Genomic DNA, 15,801 nt, shown 5'->3' on the forward strand with positions numbered 1-15,801 from the left:
ATCCGCGATCGTGCGCCCCATCACCATGTGTCATGGCGCTGTTGGTCGCCCTCGCCCGCACGGCGAGCATGCTCTCCCAATCCCCAATCGCGACTCCCCAATCCCGGCCCCAACAACAAAAAAGCCCGGACATGCCGGGCTTCTTGCTGCTGCAGACGCGAACCGATTACTCGGCCACTTCCTCGGCCACGGCCGGGCGATCGACCAGTTCGACGTACGCCATCGGCGCATTGTCGCCGGCGCGGAAGCCGCACTTGAGGATGCGCAGGTAGCCGCCCGGGCGCGCCTGGTAGCGCGGGCCCAGCGTGGTGAACAGGGTGCCGACCGCTTCCTTGTCGCGCAGGCGGGCGAACGCCAGGCGGCGGTTGGCGACGTTGTCGACCTTGGCCAGGGTGATCAGCGGCTCGGCGACGCGGCGCAGTTCCTTGGCCTTCGGCAGGGTGGTCTTGATCAGTTCGTGCTTGATCAGCGACGCCGCCATGTTCTTGAACATCGCTTCGCGGTGCGCGCTGGTGCGGCTGAACTTGCGGCCGGATTTCTGGTGACGCATGGGTTGGGATTCCTATGGAAGAGTGTGACTGTTGGAGATCGCTGTCGCCGTCGTGGCGTTGAAAGTGGACTGCGGATGGTCCTTGCCGGCCGTCCCTGACCGGGCGACGCCGCGGGCTTTGACCCGTCGACGTGGTGGTGCGGATGAAGCGAACGACATGCGGCCGATGCCTTGCGGCACCGGCCGGATGCGCAAACTCAGCCGAGCATGCCGTGCTGGGCGACGCCGGCCGGCGGCCAGTTCTCCAGCTTCATGCCGAGCGACAGGCCACGCTGGGCCAGCACTTCCTTGATCTCGGTGAGCGACTTCTTGCCCAGGTTCGGGGTCTTGAGCAGCTCGACTTCGGTCTTCTGGATCAGATCGCCGATGTAGTAGATGCTCTCGGCCTTCAGGCAGTTGGCCGAACGCACGGTCAGTTCCAGATCGTCGATCGGACGCAGCAGCACCGGATCCACGCCATTGCTGGCCGGCTTGGCCGCGCCACGGTCGCGATGGGTGAAGTCGCCGAACACCGACAGCTGGTCGCTGAGGATGTCGGCGGCGGTGCGCACGGCTTCCTCGGCATCGATCGTGCCGTTGGTTTCGATGTCCAGGACCAGCTTGTCCAGGTCGGTACGCTGCTCGACGCGCGCCGATTCGACCGCGTAGGCGACGCGGCGCACCGGCGAGAACGAGGCGTCCAGGACCAGGCGACCGATGGTGCGGGTCTCTTCGTCCGGACGGCGACGCGCGGCGGCCGGCTGGTAGCCGAAGCCACGCTCGATCTTCAGACGCATGTTGATCGCCGTGTCCTTGGTCAGGTGGCAGATCACGTGGTCGTTGTTGAGGATCTCGACGTTGTGGTCGGTCTTGATGTCGGCGGCAGTGACCGTGCCCGGACCCTGCTTGGACAGCGACAGCGTGGCGCTGTCACCGGTATGCATGCGGATGGCCACGTCCTTGAGGTTCAGCAGGACTTCCAGCACGTCCTCCTGCAGCCCTTCGACCGTGGTGTACTCGTGCAGCACGCCGTCGATCTCGACTTCGGTGATCGCGAAGCCGGGAATCGAGGACAGCAGCACGCGACGCAGGGCATTGCCCAGCGTATGCCCATACCCGCGCTCCAAGGGCTCGATCACGACCTTGGCGCGGTTGTCGGTAAGGCGTTCGATCTGCGGCCCACGGGGGCGCAGAACCTGGTTGGCGGTAACCGTCATGTTGCGGGTTCTCCTGACGAGCCTCCGTGGACCGGAGGCTCTCCGATGTGATTACTTCGAATACAACTCGACGATCAGCGCTTCGTTGATGTCGGCAGGCAGGTCCGCACGGTCCGGCACGGCCTTGAAGATGCCGCTGAACTTCTTCGAATCGACCTCGACCCACGACGGGTTCAGGTCGTGCGTTTCGGCAACGGTCAGCGCTTCCTGCACGCGAAGCTGCTTCTGTGCCTTTTCCGACAGGGCGATCGCGTCGCCGGCCTTGACCTGGTAAGAGGCCAGGTTCACCGACTTGCCGTTGACCAGCACGCCACGGTGCGACACCAGCTGGCGCGCGGCCGGACGGGTGACGGCGAAGCCCATGCGGTAGACGACGTTGTCCAGGCGGGTTTCCAGCAGCTGCAGCAGGTTCTCGCCGGTGTTGCCCTTCTTGGTCGAGGCCTTCTTGTAGTAGTTGCGGAACTGACGCTCCAGCAGACCGTAGATACGCTTGACCTTCTGCTTCTCGCGCAGCTGGGTGGCGTAGTCGGACAGCTTGCCCTTGCGGGCGGTCGCGCCGTGCTGGCCGGGCTTCTGCTCCAGCTTGCACTTGGAGTCCAGCGCACGCGCCGGGCTCTTGAGGGAAAGATCGGCGCCTTCGCGGCGCGCGAGCTTACAGGTAGGACCGATATAACGAGCCATTTCTTATCGCTCCTTTAGACGCGACGCTTCTTCGGCGGACGGCACCCGTTGTGCGGGATCGGCGTCACGTCGATGATGTTGGTGATCTTGTATCCGACGTTGTTCAACGAACGGACGGCGGACTCGCGACCCGGACCCGGGCCCTTGATGCGCACTTCCAGCGACTTCACGCCGTAGTCGAGCGCAGCGCGCCCGGCCTTCTCGGCGGCAACCTGCGCCGCGAACGGCGTGGACTTGCGCGAACCGCGGAAACCGGCGCCACCGGAGGTCGCCCAGGACAACGCATTGCCCTGACGGTCGGTGATGGTCACGATGGTGTTGTTGAACGAAGCGTGGACGTGGGCGACACCGTCGGTGACGACGCGCTTGATCTTCTTCTTGGTCTTTGCTGCTGCGGGCTTAGCCATGTCGGTCCCTTACTTCCTGATCGCCTTGCGCGGGCCCTTGCGGGTGCGGGCGTTGGTACGGGTGCGCTGACCGCGCAGGGGCAGGCCACGACGGTGACGCAGGCCGCGGTAGCAGCCCAGGTCCATCAGTCGCTTGATGGCGATGCCGATTTCGCGACGCAGGTCGCCTTCGACGATGTACTTGCCGACTTCGAGACGCAGGCGCTCGATTTCCGGCTCGGACAGGTCGCGGATCTTGGTGGTCGAGGTCACGCCTGCGGCTTCGCAGACCTTCTTCGAACGGGTACGGCCGATGCCGTAGATGCTTTGCAACCCGACCCAGACGTGCTTCTGGGCTGGCAGGTTGACGCCTGCAATACGCGCCATGACGCGGTTCTCCAACTGAGTGATGGCCCGACGGCGCACCACGGCGCCATCCGGCAGGATGGATCAAAAAGTGAACTTGTAAGTCTAGCAAGGTCTCGGGTTACATGGAAGCCCGCGGAACCTCAGGTTCCGCAAGCCCGGCATGGGGAGTGTGCCCATGCTCCGGCGCCGGACGTCGTTGACAGGGAGAAACCTCCACCCCGCCGCCCGCGCTACTCCAGCGCAGGACCACCACGTCTCACCCGCGCACGAGACCGCTGCACGGGCCGCCCTTCAAGTCGGAAGACTGCGCCCGGGAACCGGGGGCGTCTTCGCGGAAGGATTCAAACAGTATAGCAATCAACCGCGGGCAAAACCGCCGCCGCGCGAGCCACCCTTGAGGTTGGCCTTCTTCAACAGGCTTTCGTACTGGTGCGACATCAGGTGCGCCTGGATCTGCGCGATGAAGTCCATCACCACCACGACCGCGATCAGCAGCGAGGTGCCACCGAAGTGGAACGAGGTGCCGAGCTGGGCGCGCATCACTTCCGGCAGCAGACACACGATCACCAGATACACCGAGCCGGCCGCGGTCAGGCGGGTCAGCACGCCGTCGACGTAGTCGGCGGTGGCCTTGCCCGGACGGATGCCCGGAATCAGCGCGCCGGACTTCTTCAGGTTGTCCGCGGTTTCCTGCGAGTTGAACACCAGCGCCGTGTAGAAGAACGCGAAGCCGATGATCAGCGCAGCGAACACGATCATGTGCACCGGTTCGCCGGGGCCGAGTGCATTGGCGATGCGCTGCAGCACGCTGCCGAAGGTGCTGTTGGAGGCTGCCTGGCCCGACCACATCGACAGCGTCGCCGGGAAGGCGAGGATGCTCGAGGCGAAGATCGGCGGAATCACGCCGGCCATGTTGAGCTTCAGCGGCAGGAACGAGGTCTGGTTCATGTACGCGTTGCGACCGCCCTGGCGGCGCGCGTAGTTCACCGTGATCCGTCGTTGTCCGCGCTCGACGAACACCACGAACAGGGTGAAGGCCAGGATGGTCAGCACGATCAGCAGCAACGCGATGAAGCTCAGGTTGCCGTCGCGGAAGGACTCCACGGTCTGGATCGCCGCTGCCGGCAGGCCGGCGACGATGCCCGCGAAGATGATCAGCGAGACGCCGTTGCCGATGCCGCGCTCGGTCACCTGCTCGCCGACCCACATCAGGAAGATGGTGCCGGCGGTCAACGCGATCACCGCGGTGAGCACGAAGCCCATGCCGGGGGCGTACACCACCGGCGCGCCGCCCGGTGCGGTCTGGTTCTGCAGCGCCAGGGCGATACTGCCGCCCTGCACCACCGCCAGCAGCACCGCGCCGATGCGCGAATACTGGGTGATCTTGCGTCGGCCCGACTCGCCTTCCTTCTGCATCGCCTTCAGCGACGGGAAGATGTGCGTGGCCAGCTGGATCACGATCGATGCCGAGATGTACGGCATCACGTTCAGCGCGAAGATGCTGAAACGGTGCAGGGCGCCGCCCGAGAACATGTTGAACATGTCCACGATGCCGCCGCCCTGCGCCTGCATCAGCGCAAGCATGGCTTCGGGATTGACGCCCGGCACCGGCACGTAGCAGCCGATGCGATAGACGATCAATGCGCCGAGAACGAACAACAGGCGCTGGCGAAGTTCCGTGAACTTGCCGAGCCCGCCGCCGAGGTTACCCATGCCAGCCTGCGCCATCTGCGTGTTACTCCTGCACGCTGCCGCCGGCAGCTTCGATTGCCGCCTTGGCACCGGCGGTCGCGGCGACACCCTTCAGCACGAACTTCTTGGTCAGTTCGCCCTTCAGGACCACCTTGGCCTTCTTCGCGGTGCTCGGGACCAGCTTCGCGGCGCGCAGCGCAGCGAAATCGATCTCGCCGGCCGGCAGGTTGTCGAGCTGGTAGGACAGCACTTCGGCAGTGTCCTTGGCCATCTTCGAACGGAAGCCGATCTTCGGCAGACGGCGCTGCATGGGGGTCTGGCCGCCTTCGAAGCCAGCCTTGATCTTGCCGCCGCCCTTGCGCGCGAACGAACCCTTGTGGCCGCGGCCGGCAGTCTTGCCCAGGCCGGAACCGATGCCGCGACCGACGCGGGTGCGCTCGGTGCGCGCGCCCGGCGCGGGCTTCAGATCATTCAGATGCAAAGTCATGGTCGATTACTCCTCAACCTGGACGAGGTACTGAACCTTGTTGATCAGGCCGCGCACTTGCGGGCTGTCCTTCAGTTCGCGCACATCGTTGAGCTTGTTCAGGCCCAGGGCACGCACCGACAGGCGGTGACGCGACTGGGTACCACGCAGGCCGCGCACCAGGCGCACCTTCACCGTCTTGGTGGATTCATTAGCCATGGGTCAGATCCTCCACCTTCTTGCCGCGCTTGGCCGCGATGCGCGACGGCGACTGCATGTCTTCCAGGCCGCGCAGGGTCGCGCGCACCAGGTTGATCGGGTTGCGCGATCCGACGGCCTTGGCCAGCACGTTCTTCACGCCCACCGCTTCCAGCACGGCGCGCATCGCGCCGCCGGCGATCACGCCGGTACCTTCCGAGGCCGGCATCATGAACACGCGCGCCGCGCCGTGGCCGGACTTCACCGGGTGCCACAGGGTGCCGTTGTTCAGATCGATGTTGAGCATGCCCTTGCGCGCATACTCCATCGACTTCTGGATCGCGACCGGCACTTCGCGCGCCTTGCCGTAACCGAAGCCGATCTTGCCGTTGCCGTCGCCGACCACGGTCAGCGCAGTGAAGGTGAACTGGCGACCGCCCTTGACCGTCTTGCTGACGCGGTTGACCGCGACCAGCTTCTCGATCATGCCGTCGTCGACTTTCTCTTCGCGGTTGCGGTCGCGATCACGACCCCGCGGTGCACGCTGTTCTTCAGCCATTGTGATGCCCTTGATAGAGGAAAAGATTTACGGCTTCGTTGCCGCTTGGAGTTGTGGTCTGGAGCCGTGTTCCCCGGGCGCGCGCAGAAGGTGCGCCAAGGTCCGATGCAACCCGCATCGACGGGACGGGCGCGGCAGTGCCGCACCCGCAAGGATCAGAACTGCAGGCCGCCTTCGCGCGCGGCGTCGGCCAGCGCCTTGATGCGGCCGTGGTAGCGGTAGCCCGAGCGGTCGAAGGCGACCTTCTCGACGCCCGCGGCCTTGGCGCGCTCGGCGATCAGCTTGCCGACCTTGGCGGCGGCGTCGCTGTTCTTGCCGTTCTTCAGGCCGTCCTTGACGTCGGCCTGCAGGGTGTTCGCCGCAGCGAGCACCTTGGAACCGTCGGCGGTGAAGACCTGCGCGTACAGGTGCTGGCCGGTGCGCAGCACCGACAGGCGGGCGACGCCGAGCTCGCGGATGTGAGCGCGGGTCGACTTGGCGCGACGCAGGCGGGCGATGTTCTTGTTGATGGTCATGTCTGTGTCCTACGGAAGCTGAAGGAAGCGAGGCGTTCGTGGGGAACCGGCCTCGCAAGGCCGGACTCCTGGCGGAAGAACCTGGCTTAGGCCTTCTTGGCTTCCTTGCGAATGATGGCTTCACCGGCGTACTTCACACCCTTGCCCTTGTAGGGCTCCGGCGGACGGAAACCGCGGATCTTGGCGGCGACTTCGCCGACGCGCTGCTTGTCGGCGCCCTGCACCAGGATCTCGGTCTGCGTCGGCGCGGTCAGGGTGATGCCCTCCGGCGCGACGAACACGATCGGGTGCGAGAAACCGAGCGCCAGGCTCAGGTCCTTGCCTTGCATCGTGGCGCGGTAGCCGACGCCCACCAGCTCGAGCTTGCGCTCGAAGCCCGCGGACACGCCCTGCACCATGTTCGCCAGGATGGCGCGGACGGTGCCGGTGATGGCGATGTGCGACGGATCGTTCGCCGACAGCGTGGCGACACCGTTTTCCTGCTTGATTTCGACACCGGCCGGCTTGGCCAGCGACAGGGTGCCCTTCGGGCCCTTGACGCTGAACTGATCGGCCTGGACGGTGAGTTCGACGCCCTTCGGGAGGGAGATCGGCTTCTTGGCTACGCGGGACATGTGAGTGCTCCTTCCCTTAGGCCACGAAGCACAGGACTTCGCCACCGACGCCGGCCTGACGGGCCTGCGCATCGGTCATGATGCCCTTGGACGTGGAAATGATGGCAACGCCCAGACCGCCGAGAACCTTCGGCAGCTCGGTCTTGCCGCGATACTGGCGCAGACCCGAACGCGAAACGCGCTTGAGCGTATCGATGACCGGGCGGCCCTCGAAATACTTCAGCACGATTTCCAGTTCGGACTTGTTGTTCTCGATCGCGTTGACGCGCAGATCGCTGATGTAGCCTTCGGCCTTCAGCACTTCCGCGATCGCAACCTTGATCTTGGAGGACGGCATTTTCACCGTCGGCTTACCAACCGCGGCCGCATTCTTGATGCGGACCAGCAGGTCGGCGATGGGATCAGTCATGCTCATGGTGTCTACCTTTGAGTGCACCGATATCCGCTTTCGCGAAAATCTTGTGTGGTGGAGCGGTGGAATGACGCAGGGGGTGAAGCGCGCAACCGCCGGAGAGACCCGCGGCGGCTGCCATACCCGTCCCTGCCGCGAGGCAAGGAGCGGGAGTATACGACAAAAAGTCCGACTTGCGTCGGACTCGTTGTCTGAACGACACGTGGGCGGTCAGACCGCCCTGCCCGGCCCCGCGAACGGGACCGGCGCCGCTGGAATTACCAGCTGGCCTTGCGCAGGCCCGGAACGTCGCCGTTCATGGTCGCCTTGCGCAGCATGTTGCGGCCCAGGCCGAACTTGCTGTACACGCCACGCGGGCGGCCGGACAGTTCGCAACGGGTACGCTGGCGGCTCGGCGACGAATCGCGCGGCAGCTTCTGCAGCTTGGTCACGGCCTCGGCCTTCTCGTCGTACGAGGCGGTGCCGGAGGCGATGATCTTCTTCAGCGCATCACGCTTGTCGGCGAACTTCTTCGCCAGCTTCTTGCGCTTGATGTCGCGGTTGACCATGGAGGTCTTTGCCATCTGTAAATCCTCGGGATTCGAGATTGGGGATTTGAGATTTGCGGAACCCGGGGTGGCGGGCATGCGCCCTTCCATCCCGAATCCCGAATCCCGAACCCCGGCGTCAATCAGTTACGGAACGGGAACTTGAACGCTTCGAGCAGCGCCTTGGCTTCGGCGTCGGTCTTGGCGGTGGTGGTGATGGCGATATCCATACCGCGGATCGCATCGACGGCGTCGAAGTCGATTTCCGGGAAGATGATCTGCTCCTTCACGCCCATGTTGAAGTTGCCGCGGCCGTCGAACGAACGCCCCGAGACACCGCGGAAGTCGCGCACGCGCGGCAGCGAGATGTTGATCAGGCGGTCCAGGAACTCGTACATCTTGGCGCGACGCAGCGTGGTCTTGCAGCCGATCGGCCAGCCATCGCGGATCTTGAACGACGCCACCGAGATGCGCGACTTGGTCACCACCGGCTTCTGACCGGAGACCTTGGCCATGTCGGCGACGGCGTTTTCCAGGATCTTCTTGTTCGTCGCCGCCTCGCCCACGCCCATGTTCAGCGTGACCTTGACCAGCTTCGGCACTTCCATCGGATTGGTGTAACCGAACTTCTTCATCAGAGCCGGTACCACTTCTTCCTTGTAGATCTTTTCGAGACGGGAAGTCATTGTGTCATTCCTCAGGCGTCGAGCGCCTCACCGCTGGAGCGGAACACACGCAGTTTGCGTCCATCCTCCAGCACCTTGAAGCCAACGCGCTCGCCCTTGCCCGTCGCCGGGTTGACGATCGCCACGTTGGAAATATGGATCGACGCTTCGCGCTCGACCACGCCGCCGGCGACGCCCGCCTGCGGGTTCGGCTTGGTGTGGCGCTTGACGATGTTCGCGTTGGAGACGACCACGCGGTCGCCGTCGACGCGGACGACTTCGCCCTGCTTGCCCTTGTCCTTGCCGGTGGTGACGACGACCTGGTCGCCCTTCTTGATACGGTTAGCCATGTGTATGTCCTCCGCTCACAGCACTTCGGGAGCGAGCGAGACGATCTTCATGAACTTCTCGGAACGCAGCTCGCGGGTAACAGGCCCGAAGATGCGCGTGCCGATCGGCTCCTGCTTGTTGTTGAGCAACACCGCGGCGTTGCCGTCGAAGCGGATCAACGAACCGTCCGGACGACGCACACCCTTGCGGGTACGCACGACGACGGCGTCGTAGACTTCGCCCTTCTTGACCTTGCCGCGCGGGATCGCGTCCTTGACGGTGACCTTGATGATGTCGCCAATGTGCGCGTAGCGGCGCTTGGAGCCGCCCAGCACCTTGATGCACATCACTTCCTTGGCACCGGAATTGTCGGCGACGTCGAGGTAGCTCTGCATCTGGATCATGATTCAGATCTCCCTTATTCGGCCGCGCGGGTGACGATTTCCACCACCCGCCAGTTCTTGGTCTTGGACATCGGCGCAATCTCGGTCACGCGCACGACATCGCCTTCGTTGCAGGCGTTGTCGGCATCGTGGGCGTGGAGCTTGGTCGAGCGCTTGATGTACTTGCCGTACAGCGCATGCTTGACCTGACGCTCCACCAGCACGGTGACGGTCTTGTCCATCTTGTTGCTGACCACACGGCCTTCGACCGTGCGCAGCGTCTTGCTTTCGTTATTGTCGCTCATCGCGGCCATCCTTACTTCGTGCTGCCGAGCAGGTGCTTGACGCGAGCGATCTCGCGGCGCACCCGGCGGGTTTCGTGAGTCTTCGGCAGCTGCCCGGTGACCTGCTGCATGCGCAGGGCGAACTGCTCCTTGCGCAGATCGGTCAGGTGGGCCTTCAGATCGTCGGCCGACTTCTCGCGGAGTTGTTTGATGTCCATCAGCGTACCGTCCGGGTCACGAAGGTGGTGGTCACCGAAAGCTTGGCAGCGGCCAGGCGGAACGCCTCGCGCGCGACATCTTCGCCGACACCTTCGATTTCATAGATCATGCGACCGGGCTGGATCTGCGCGACCCAGTACTCGACGTTACCCTTACCGGAGCCCATTCGCACTTCGATCGGCTTCTTGGTGATCGGCTTGTCCGGGAACACGCGGATCCACATCTTGCCGCCGCGCTTGACGTAGCGGCTGATCGAGCGGCGCGCCGCTTCGATCTGGCGCGCGGTCAGCTGACCGTGCGCCGTGGCCTTCAGCCCGTACTCGCCGAAGCTGACGGCGTTTCCGCTCCACGCCAGGCCGTCGTTACGACCCTTGTGCATCTTGCGGTATTTGGTTCGCTTGGGTTGCAACATTGCCGTTACCTCGCTTCACGGGCCGGACGCGACGGACGGTCGCCACGGTCGCCGCGATCATTACGATCGTTGCGCGGGGAATCGTCCTGCTTTTCCTGGCCAACCTGGGAGAAATCGAAGATCTCGCCCTTGTAGATCCAGACCTTGATGCCGATGATGCCGTAGGTCGTCTTGGCTTCAGCGAAGCCGTAGTCGATGTCGGCACGCAGCGTGTGCAGCGGCACGCGGCCTTCGCGGTACCACTCGGAACGGGCGATTTCCGCACCGTTCAGACGGCCGGCGACGTTGACCTTGATGCCCAAGGCACCCAGGCGCATCGCGTTGCCGACCGAGCGCTTCATCGCGCGGCGGAACATGATGCGACGCTCCAGCTGCTGCGCGATCGACTCGGCGACCAGCTGCGCGTCCAGCTCCGGCTTGCGCACTTCGGTGACGTTGATGTGGGCGGGGACGCCCATCATCTCGCTCACTTCCTTGCGCAGCTTCTCGATGTCCTCACCGCGCTTGCCGATCACCACGCCCGGGCGGGCGGTGTGGATCGTCACGCGCGCGGTCTTGGCCGGACGCTCGATCAGGATCTTGCTGATGCCCGCCTGCGCCAGCTTCTTGCGCAGCATTTCGCGGACCTTGAGGTCGGCCGCCAGGTAACCGGCGAACTCGCCCTTGTTGGCGTACCACTTGGAATTCCAGTCCTTGGCGATACCCAGGCGGATTCCGATCGGATGAACTTTATGACCCATCGTCTTTTCCTTTCCGCTTACTTGGCGGCGCCCACAACCACAGTGATGTGGCTGGTGCGCTTGAGGATGCGGGTACCGCGGCCTTTCGCCCGCGCCATGAAACGCTTCAGGGTCGGACCTTCATCAACCATGATGGTCTTGACCTTCAGCTCGTCGACATCCGCGCCCTGGTTGTTCTCGGCATTGGCGATCGCCGACTCCACCACCTTCTTGATCAGGTGGGCAGCCTTCTTGTCCGAGAACTTCAGCAGGTTGACCGCCCGCTCGGCGGAAAGACCGCGCACCTGGTCAGCGACCAGGCGGGCCTTCTGCGGGGAGATGCGCGCGGTGCGCAGGATTGCTTTCGCTTCCATCGTCATCTCTCCTTACCGGCTCGACTTCTTGTCGCCACCGTGACCCTTGAAGGTCCGGGTGACGGCAAATTCGCCGAGCTTGTGGCCGACCATGTTCTCGTTGACCAGCACCGGAACGTGGTTCTTGCCGTTATGCACGGCGATGGTGAAACCCACCATCTCCGGCAGGATCATCGAACGTCGCGACCAGGTCTTGATCGGACGCTTGCTGCCGGCCGCGGCCTCCACCTTCTTGACGAGGTGGTGATCGACGAACGGGCCCTTCTTGAGTGAACGTGCCATGGTCGATTAGCCCCTACGATCGCGGACGATGAATTGTTCGGTGCGCTTGTTATGGCGCGTCTTGTAACCCTTGGTCGGGACACCCCACGGGGTGACCGGATGCGGATTACCCTGACCGGCCTTCGCCTCACCACCACCGTGCGGGTGGTCGACCGGGTTCATGGCCGCACCGCGAACGGTCGGACGCACGCCGCGCCAGCGCTTAGCGCCCGCCTTGCCCAGCTTCTCGAGGTTGTGCTCGTCGTTGCCGACTTCGCCGATGGTGGCGCGGCACTCGGCCGGCACCTTGCGCATTTCGCCGGAGCGCAAACGCAGGGTGGCGTAGATGCCTTCACGCGCGACCAGCTGCACCGCGGCGCCGGCGGCACGCGCGATCTGCGCGCCCTTGCCCGGCTTCAGCTCGATCCCGTGGACGGTGGTACCGACCGGGATGTTGCGCAGCGGCAGGGTGTTGCCGGTCTTGATCGGCGCATCCGAACCCGCGATCACCTGGTCGCCGGCCTTCAGGCCCTTCGGCGCGATGATGTAGCGGCGCTCGCCGTCGGCGTAGCACAGCAGGGCGATATGGGCGGTGCGGTTGGGATCGTATTCGATCCGCTCCACGCGCGCCGGGATACCTTCCTTGTTGCGCTTGAAGTCGATGACGCGGTAGTGCTGCTTGTGGCCACCGCCGACGTGGCGGGTGGTGATGCGGCCGTGGTGGTTACGACCACCGGACTTGCTCTGCTTTTCCACCAGTGCAGCGTGCGGGGCGCCCTTGTGCAGATCGGGCGTGACCACGCGCACGGCCGAACGACGGCCTGCGGAGGTGGGCTTGAATTTCATCAATGGCATGGGATGTACCTCAGGCCTTGGCCGTTACGTCGATGGACTGGCCTTCGGCCAGACGCACGTACGCCTTGCGCCAATCGCCGCGACGACCGCTGCGCGAACGGAAGGACTTGTTCTTGCCCTTGACGTTCAACACGTTGACCGACTCGACCTTGACGTCGAACAGCTGCTCGACCGCGGCCTTGACATCGGCCTTGGTGGCTTCGTTCGAAATCTCGAAGACGTACTGATTGGAGAGTTCCTGCAGGCGCGCGGTCTTTTCGGAGACACGCGGAGCGCGCAGCACGCTGAAGATTTTTTCGTTGCTGCTCATGCCAGCCACTCCTCGACCTTCTTGACCGCATCGGCGGTGATCACGACCGTATCGGCCCCGACCAGCGACACCGGATCCAGGCCCTGCACGTCGCGCACTTCCACGTAGGGAAGGTTGCGGGCGGACAGGTACAGATGCTCGGACGCTTCTTCGGTCACGATCAGCGGACGCTTGCCCACTTCCAGACCCTTCAGCTTCTCGATCAGGCCCTTGGTCTTGCTGGCCTCGACGTCGAACGCGTCGACGACCATCAGGCGGCCCTGGCGGTTCAGTTCCGAGAGGATCGCGCAGATGGCCGCGCGGTACATCTTGCGGTTGACCTTCTGCTCGAAGCTGCGCGGCTTGGCCGCGAAGGTCACGCCACCGCCGATGAAGATCGGAGCGGTCAGCGCGCCGTGGCGAGCGCCACCGCCCTTCTGCTTCTTCGACTTCTTGGTGGTGCCGTTGACTTCCGAACGCGTCTTCTGCGCCTTGGTGCCGGCGCGGCCGGCGTTGCGATAAGCGACGACGACCTGGTGAACCAGATCCTCGCTGAAATCGCGGCCGAACACGGCGTCGGAGACCGAGACCTTGTTGTTGCTACCCGTGATAACGAGTTCCATCGTCATCTCTCCTTATGCCTTGCTAGCCGGACGCACGATCACGTCGCCACCGGCAGCGCCAGGCACAGCGCCGCGAATGGCGATCAGGCCACGCTCGACGTCGACCTTGACCACTTCCAGATTCTGCGTGCTCTGCTGCACCGCGCCCATGTGGCCGGACATCTTCTTGCCCGGGAAAACGCGACCCGGGGTCTGGCGCTGACCCAGCGAACCCGGCGCGCGATGCGACAGCGAGTTACCGTGGGTGGCATCGCCCATGCGGAAGTTGTGCCGCTTGATGGTGCCCTGGAAGCCCTTACCCTTGGTGACGCCCTGGACGTCGACCTTCTGGCCGACGGCGAAGATGTCCGCCTTGATTTCGCCGCCGACGGCGAACTCGCCCAGCTGCGCGTCCTCGACGCGGAACTCCCACAGGCCGCGACCCGCTTCGACCTTCGCCTTGGCGAAATGGCCGGACGCCGGCTTGTTGACCAGCGCGGCGCGACGGGCGCCCACGGTGATCTGCACGGCGCTGTAGCCGTCGGCTTCGACGGTCTTGAGCTGGGTGATGCGGTTCGGGGTCGCTTCGATCAGGGTGACCGGGATGGAGCGGCCGTCTTCGGTGAAGACGCGGCTCATGCCGGCCTTGCGGCCCACGAAGCCCAACGAATACTTCTTCGTCATGGTCGTAGTCCTCAGGTCAACTTGATCTGGACATCGACGCCAGCCGCGAGCTCGAGCTTCATCAGCGCGTCCACGGTCTTGTCGTTGGGGTCGACGATGTCGAGCACGCGCTTGTGCGTGCGGGTCTCGTACTGGTCACGCGCGTCCTTGTCGACGTGCGGGGAAACGAGGATGGTGTAGCGTTCGATCTTGGTCGGCAGCGGGATCGGGCCACGCACTTGCGCGCCGGTCCGCTTGGCCGTCTCGACGATCTCGCTGGCCGAACGGTCGATCAAACGATGATCGAACGCCTTCAGCCGAATCCGGATCTTTTGGTCCGCCATGACGGTGGGTTCCTTCGTTAAAAGAGCGACGGGCAAGGCCTCTGGGATACCTGCCCCGGTTGTTTCCTGATAGTCGTACCGCGGAGCATCCGGCTCGGCGGGGGCATTCCTTCCGCCCCAAAAACTGGGGCAGACCAGTCGACCCGGCCTGCCCAGACGGAAAAGTATAATGCGCAGCTAGAGCAGCGTCAACAACTCGGGGCTGTTGAGTGCTCCATGCGACGCGACCTTCCCGGTCCTGCGAACACGAGCGGCGTCCTGCCTCTCTTTTCGCTGTCTTACCGGCGCCCTACCCAGGAACGCCGAGCCGCGCATTATAGCGACGACTTCACGCCTCCGCAACACCTCGCAGCAACAAATCGCCAGAACGTTCGCATGCCCGGAAACGACGAAGGGCCGGCTTGCGCCGACCCTTCGCGATGCCGACGACCGCAGTCGCTGGCGAATCCAACCGGCGGCTTTCGCCGCCGGAGGGCATTACTTGATGATCTTGGCCACCACGCCGGCGCCGACGGTACGGCCACCTTCGCGGATCGCGAAGCGCAGGCCTTCGTCCATCGCCACCGGGTTGATCAGCGTCACCACCATCTTGACGTTGTCGCCCGGCATCACCATCTCCACGCCTTCCGGCAGCTGGCACGCGCCAGTGATATCGGTGGTGCGGAAGTAGAACTGCGGACGGTAGCCCTTGAAGAACGGGGTGTGACGGCCGCCCTCGTCCTTCGACAGCACGTACACCTCGGCTTCGAAGTCGGTGTGCGGCTTGATCGAACCCGGCTTGCACAGCACCTGGCCGCGCTCCACGTCGTCACGCTTGGTGCCGCGCAGCAGCAGGCCCGCGTTGTCGCCCGCCTGGCCCTGGTCCAGCAGCTTGCGGAACATTTCCACGCCGGTCACGGTGGTCTTCTGCGTCGCACGGATGCCGACGATTTCGATTTCGTCGCCCACCTTGATGATGCCGCGCTCGATACGGCCGGTCACCACGGTGCCGCGGCCCGAGATCGAGAACACGTCTTCCACCGGCATCAGGAACGGCTTGTCCACGTCGCGCTGCGGCTCCGGGATGAACGAGTCCAGCGCGTCCACCAGCTTCAGGATCGCCGGCACGCCGATCTCGCTCTGGTCGCCTTCCAGCGCCAGACGGGCCGAACCGTGGATGATCGGGGTGTCGTCGCCCGGGAAGTCGTACTTGCTCAGCAGCTCGCGCACTTCCATCTCGACCAGCTCGAGCAGCTC

At 64.4% G+C, this 15,801-nt stretch carries 28 protein-coding genes; all 28 read right to left on the reverse strand.

What is annotated here, in order from left to right; translation table 11 throughout:
• Positions 1-166: 166 nt before the first annotated feature.
• Positions 167-550, reverse strand: coding sequence for a 50S ribosomal protein L17 (gene rplQ / locus GGR64_RS04705; protein ID WP_010340456.1), 384 nt, complete (start codon positions 548-550; stop codon positions 167-169).
• Positions 551-747: 197 nt separating this feature from the next.
• Positions 748-1,746 (reverse strand): DNA-directed RNA polymerase subunit alpha, encoded by a 999-nt coding sequence (gene rpoA / locus GGR64_RS04710; RefSeq protein WP_010340455.1) that lies wholly within the window; start codon positions 1,744-1,746, stop codon positions 748-750.
• 51 nt (positions 1,747-1,797) lie between these two features.
• A complete protein-coding gene (gene rpsD / locus GGR64_RS04715) occupies positions 1,798-2,427 on the reverse strand; it encodes a 30S ribosomal protein S4 (protein WP_010340454.1) in 630 nt (209 codons plus the stop codon).
• Positions 2,428-2,441: 14 nt separating this feature from the next.
• A complete protein-coding gene (gene rpsK / locus GGR64_RS04720) occupies positions 2,442-2,834 on the reverse strand; it encodes a 30S ribosomal protein S11 (RefSeq protein WP_003470632.1) in 393 nt (130 codons plus the stop codon).
• A gap of 9 nt (positions 2,835-2,843) precedes the next feature.
• Positions 2,844-3,200 (reverse strand): 30S ribosomal protein S13, encoded by a 357-nt coding sequence (gene rpsM / locus GGR64_RS04725; RefSeq protein WP_160967083.1) that lies wholly within the window; start codon positions 3,198-3,200, stop codon positions 2,844-2,846.
• 339 nt (positions 3,201-3,539) lie between these two features.
• Entirely contained in the window at positions 3,540-4,910 is a 1,371-nt protein-coding gene (secY, locus tag GGR64_RS04730) for a preprotein translocase subunit SecY (RefSeq protein ID WP_160967021.1), read from the reverse strand.
• A gap of 7 nt (positions 4,911-4,917) precedes the next feature.
• Complete coding sequence (rplO, locus tag GGR64_RS04735) at positions 4,918-5,361, reverse strand: 50S ribosomal protein L15 (protein WP_010340451.1); 444 nt, start codon at positions 5,359-5,361, stop codon at positions 4,918-4,920.
• Between the two features lie 6 nt (positions 5,362-5,367).
• Positions 5,368-5,559, reverse strand: coding sequence for a 50S ribosomal protein L30 (gene rpmD, locus GGR64_RS04740; RefSeq protein WP_010340450.1), 192 nt, complete (start codon positions 5,557-5,559; stop codon positions 5,368-5,370).
• Complete coding sequence (gene rpsE, locus GGR64_RS04745) at positions 5,552-6,097, reverse strand: 30S ribosomal protein S5 (protein ID WP_160967019.1); 546 nt, start codon at positions 6,095-6,097, stop codon at positions 5,552-5,554. The genes rpmD and rpsE overlap by 8 nt, the downstream gene beginning before the upstream one ends.
• A 155-nt stretch (positions 6,098-6,252) precedes the next feature.
• Positions 6,253-6,612: a 50S ribosomal protein L18 gene (rplR, locus tag GGR64_RS04750; protein ID WP_160967017.1), complete on the reverse strand. Its 360-nt coding sequence runs from the start codon at positions 6,610-6,612 to the stop codon at positions 6,253-6,255.
• An 86-nt stretch (positions 6,613-6,698) separates the two neighbouring features.
• The gene (rplF, locus tag GGR64_RS04755) at positions 6,699-7,226 is read right to left on the reverse strand and encodes a 50S ribosomal protein L6 (RefSeq protein WP_160967015.1); all 528 of its coding nucleotides are present in this window, start codon (positions 7,224-7,226) and stop codon (positions 6,699-6,701) included.
• Between the two features lie 16 nt (positions 7,227-7,242).
• Positions 7,243-7,641: a 30S ribosomal protein S8 gene (gene rpsH / locus GGR64_RS04760; RefSeq protein WP_010340446.1), complete on the reverse strand. Its 399-nt coding sequence runs from the start codon at positions 7,639-7,641 to the stop codon at positions 7,243-7,245.
• Between the two features lie 254 nt (positions 7,642-7,895).
• On the reverse strand, positions 7,896-8,201 hold the full coding sequence (gene rpsN, locus GGR64_RS04765) for a 30S ribosomal protein S14 (protein ID WP_160967013.1): 306 nt from the start codon (positions 8,199-8,201) through the stop codon (positions 7,896-7,898).
• 107 nt (positions 8,202-8,308) lie between these two features.
• On the reverse strand, positions 8,309-8,851 hold the full coding sequence (rplE, locus tag GGR64_RS04770) for a 50S ribosomal protein L5 (RefSeq protein WP_010341606.1): 543 nt from the start codon (positions 8,849-8,851) through the stop codon (positions 8,309-8,311).
• Between the two features lie 11 nt (positions 8,852-8,862).
• Complete coding sequence (gene rplX, locus GGR64_RS04775) at positions 8,863-9,180, reverse strand: 50S ribosomal protein L24 (RefSeq protein WP_160967011.1); 318 nt, start codon at positions 9,178-9,180, stop codon at positions 8,863-8,865.
• Between the two features lie 15 nt (positions 9,181-9,195).
• Positions 9,196-9,564 (reverse strand): 50S ribosomal protein L14, encoded by a 369-nt coding sequence (gene rplN / locus GGR64_RS04780; protein ID WP_003486699.1) that lies wholly within the window; start codon positions 9,562-9,564, stop codon positions 9,196-9,198.
• A gap of 14 nt (positions 9,565-9,578) precedes the next feature.
• Positions 9,579-9,848 (reverse strand): 30S ribosomal protein S17, encoded by a 270-nt coding sequence (gene rpsQ / locus GGR64_RS04785; RefSeq protein ID WP_010341599.1) that lies wholly within the window; start codon positions 9,846-9,848, stop codon positions 9,579-9,581.
• 11 nt (positions 9,849-9,859) lie between these two features.
• Entirely contained in the window at positions 9,860-10,045 is a 186-nt protein-coding gene (gene rpmC, locus GGR64_RS04790; RefSeq protein WP_010341597.1) for a 50S ribosomal protein L29, read from the reverse strand.
• Positions 10,045-10,458: a 50S ribosomal protein L16 gene (gene rplP / locus GGR64_RS04795; protein WP_003470657.1), complete on the reverse strand. Its 414-nt coding sequence runs from the start codon at positions 10,456-10,458 to the stop codon at positions 10,045-10,047. The genes rpmC and rplP overlap by 1 nt, the downstream gene beginning before the upstream one ends.
• Before the next feature lie 5 nt (positions 10,459-10,463).
• Positions 10,464-11,198, reverse strand: coding sequence for a 30S ribosomal protein S3 (gene rpsC / locus GGR64_RS04800; protein ID WP_160967009.1), 735 nt, complete (start codon positions 11,196-11,198; stop codon positions 10,464-10,466).
• Positions 11,199-11,215: 17 nt separating this feature from the next.
• Positions 11,216-11,551, reverse strand: a complete 336-nt coding sequence (rplV, locus tag GGR64_RS04805) for a 50S ribosomal protein L22 (protein ID WP_003470663.1) — start codon at positions 11,549-11,551, stop codon at positions 11,216-11,218.
• A 12-nt stretch (positions 11,552-11,563) separates the two neighbouring features.
• Positions 11,564-11,833: a 30S ribosomal protein S19 gene (gene rpsS / locus GGR64_RS04810; protein ID WP_003470666.1), complete on the reverse strand. Its 270-nt coding sequence runs from the start codon at positions 11,831-11,833 to the stop codon at positions 11,564-11,566.
• Positions 11,834-11,839: 6 nt separating this feature from the next.
• Positions 11,840-12,667, reverse strand: coding sequence for a 50S ribosomal protein L2 (gene rplB / locus GGR64_RS04815; RefSeq protein WP_160967007.1), 828 nt, complete (start codon positions 12,665-12,667; stop codon positions 11,840-11,842).
• A gap of 10 nt (positions 12,668-12,677) precedes the next feature.
• On the reverse strand, positions 12,678-12,977 hold the full coding sequence (rplW, locus tag GGR64_RS04820) for a 50S ribosomal protein L23 (RefSeq protein WP_010341592.1): 300 nt from the start codon (positions 12,975-12,977) through the stop codon (positions 12,678-12,680).
• Positions 12,974-13,579 (reverse strand): 50S ribosomal protein L4, encoded by a 606-nt coding sequence (gene rplD, locus GGR64_RS04825; RefSeq protein ID WP_184644195.1) that lies wholly within the window; start codon positions 13,577-13,579, stop codon positions 12,974-12,976. Before rplD ends, rplW begins: the two co-directional genes overlap by 4 nt.
• A gap of 12 nt (positions 13,580-13,591) precedes the next feature.
• Complete coding sequence (gene rplC / locus GGR64_RS04830) at positions 13,592-14,242, reverse strand: 50S ribosomal protein L3 (RefSeq protein ID WP_010341590.1); 651 nt, start codon at positions 14,240-14,242, stop codon at positions 13,592-13,594.
• A gap of 11 nt (positions 14,243-14,253) precedes the next feature.
• Positions 14,254-14,565: a 30S ribosomal protein S10 gene (rpsJ, locus tag GGR64_RS04835; protein ID WP_010341589.1), complete on the reverse strand. Its 312-nt coding sequence runs from the start codon at positions 14,563-14,565 to the stop codon at positions 14,254-14,256.
• Between the two features lie 477 nt (positions 14,566-15,042).
• Positions 15,043-15,801 (reverse strand): elongation factor Tu (locus tag GGR64_RS04840; protein ID WP_260302800.1); only part of this gene is annotated, 759 nt, incomplete at its 5' end.

This window comes from Xanthomonas sp. 3307 (assembly GCF_014199735.1).
In the GTDB taxonomy this organism is placed as follows: domain Bacteria; phylum Pseudomonadota; class Gammaproteobacteria; order Xanthomonadales; family Xanthomonadaceae; genus Xanthomonas_A; species Xanthomonas_A rydalmerensis.